Annotated in this window: 2 protein-coding genes; both read right to left on the reverse strand. The window is 76.6% G+C overall.

Annotation, left to right across the window (positions count from 1 at the left end):
* Nucleotides 1–4: 4 nt before the first annotated feature.
* On the reverse strand, nt 5–709 hold the full coding sequence (locus tag ACIQOV_RS36960; protein WP_401055175.1) for a hypothetical protein: 705 nt from the start codon (nt 707–709) through the stop codon (nt 5–7).
* Nucleotides 706–2265, reverse strand: coding sequence for a pyridoxal phosphate-dependent decarboxylase family protein (locus ACIQOV_RS36965; RefSeq protein WP_401055176.1), 1560 nt, complete (start codon nt 2263–2265; stop codon nt 706–708). Before ACIQOV_RS36965 ends, ACIQOV_RS36960 begins: the two co-directional genes overlap by 4 nt.
* Nucleotides 2266–2529: the final 264 nt, after the last annotated feature.

Below are 2529 nucleotides of genomic sequence, written 5' to 3' on the forward strand. Positions count from 1 at the left end.
GCGGTCATCGGGGCCCCCGCCACACCGGGGCCAGGCGGGGGCCGCCGCCGGGCAGGGCGATGGCCTCGCCGAAGCGGGTGAAGCCGCCGCCGGCGAGCAGGTGGGCCCCGCCGGGGGAGCTGGTCTCGGCGTAGGCGGCCTGGCCGGTGGCGTCGACCTCGGCGAGGAAGGCGTGCAGCAGGGCCCGGCCGGTGCGGGTGCGGCGGGCGTCGGGGTGCACGCCGACGAAGGCGAGGTAGTGGTGGGAGCGGTGGCGCGGGTGGCGCAGGGTCTGCAGGCGGGCGATGGCGGCCAGGCGGCGGGCGGGCCCGTCGTGGCCGGCGGCGTCGATCGCCTCGGCGAGGGCCAGGGCGGCGGCGCCGTCCTTCGGGCCGGGGTCGTCCCAGTGGCCGGGCGGCAGGAACAGCAGCGCCCCCAGCGGCTCGCCGTCCTGCGCGGTGTCGTCACCGGTGGTGGCCCGGTGGGCGACCAGGGCGCCCCGGTGGGCCAGGCACTGTTCGACGTGGACGCGGAAGAAGGCGGGCATCACGCGGGCGCGGTGGCCGGGGTCGGGGAAGGCCCAGAGCATCAGCGCGTCGTCGGCGAAGGCGGCGGCGAGCACGTGGGCGAGGGCGTCCTCCTCGCCCGGGCGGGCCGGGCGCACGACGGGCCGTACGGCGGGCCGCAGGGCGGTGCCCGCGGCGGCGGGCAGGGCGGTGGTGGTGGTCAACGGGCACTCTCCTCGAACGAGGGGGCGGACGAAGGGGAAGGCGGGTCAACGGTCACATCGGTCGTATCGGTGGTACCGGGTGCGGCGGTCACCTCGGCCGCACGGGATGCGGCGGCCGCACCGCCCGTACCGGCCGCGTCGGGTGACGGTCGGATGGCCGCACCGGCCGCGGCGGCCGCGGCGGCCAGGGCGGTGACCCGCGCGTGCAGCGGCTCCACCCACTCCTCCGCCTCCGGCTTGATCAGCACGCTGCGCAGCACCCGGGCCCCGCCCGCGTCCGCGCGCACGCCGGGGTGGCGGCGGGTGAAGTCGGCGGCGTCCACGCGCAGCACGCTCAGGTAGACGGGGTCCCGCTCGTCGGCCATGCCCCGGCGCAGGACGTGCTCGCTGGCGGCGTCGATCGCCGACAGCGCGGGCGCCGGCGTCCCGGGGACGGTGGGGAAGTAGGTGAGGATGTCCAGCTGCGGCCGCTGGTGCAGCGTCAACTCCTCGCTGGCGTCGATCAGTTCGGCCCAGGCCAGGGCGGCGCGCCGGCTCGCGGCCAGCCCCGCGCCCAGGCCCTCGGGGGTGAGCGGCAGCAGCTGCAGGGTCAGCCACAGCGCGGCGGCCGAGGCCCCGGCGCGCGAGCACTCCAGGCTGATCTCGCCCAGGTGCAGTTCGGCGTCGGTGAAGTAGGTGTACGGGGAGTCGTGGGCGAAGTGCCGCCCGATGCCGGGGTCGGCGAACAGCACCGCCCCGCAGCCGTAGGGCTGCAGGCCGTGCTTGTGCGGGTCGACGGTCACCGAGTCGCAGCCGGCGACGGCCCGCCACGGCGCGGTGTCCACCCCGAGCGAGGCCGCGAGCGCGTCGTCGGCGGCCAGCAGCGCGAAGAACCCGCCGTAGGCGGCGTCCACGTGCACCCGCGCCCCGTAGCGGCGGGCCAGCGGGAGGATCTCGTGCACCGGGTCGACGGCGCCGGGCCCGGTGGTGCCGCAGGTGACCACCACCGTGCCCACCCGCCCGGTGCGCAGCAGTTCCTCCAGCGCGCCGACGTCCATCCGGCCCTCGGCGTCGGCCGCCACCGCGTGGCTCTCGACGCCCAGGACGTGGCACATCCGGCTGTGGGTGTAGTGGGCCTGGGCGCTGTGGGCGACGCCGAGGCCGGGGTGGCTCTGGCGCGCCACGTACAGCGCCTCCAGGTTGGCGATGGTGCCGCTGCTGGTCAGGTGGCCCACGTGCGCGGGCAGCGCGAACATGGCGGCGAGCTGCGCGACGCACTCGCGTTCCATGTCGTTGGTGGCCGGCCCGCCCTCGTAGGCGTGGTTGTTGGGGTTGAAGCGCATCGCCGTCAGGTAGCCCACCACCGCCGCCGGGTGCGGGGGCTTGACCATCTGCCCGGCGTAACGCGGGTGGAAGAACGGGTAGTTGTGCTCCAGGCGCTTGGCGAAGCGCTCGAACGCGGCGGCGAAGTCCGCCTCGTCCACCAGGTGCGAGGGGTGCGGCCGCAGCGGCCCGAACCGCTCGCCCCACCGCTCGGCCACCTCGGCCGCCCTCGGCAGCCAGTACCGCAGGTCCACGCTCCGGCCCTTCCCCTTCGAGTCCTTCGACAGACGGGGGCCGGCGCGCGGGTGAGCAGCACGCCGGGCCCCCGGCGAGTACGAGCGTTCACCGCGAGCCGAGTCCTTGAGCGTTCCTCGACCGCGTCCGCAGCCACGGTGGCGGCGCCGCGCAAGGCGCCCGCAACACCCGCAGCTCACCCACCGCGGCGCCGATGTCCTCCCGCGACGCGTACTTGGACTCGAACATCGCGGCGGCCTGGTTCAGGTAGGCGAACAGCAGGC

This window comes from Kitasatospora sp. NPDC091257 (assembly GCF_044757675.1).
Taxonomy (GTDB): domain Bacteria; phylum Actinomycetota; class Actinomycetes; order Streptomycetales; family Streptomycetaceae; genus Kitasatospora; species Kitasatospora lactacystinica.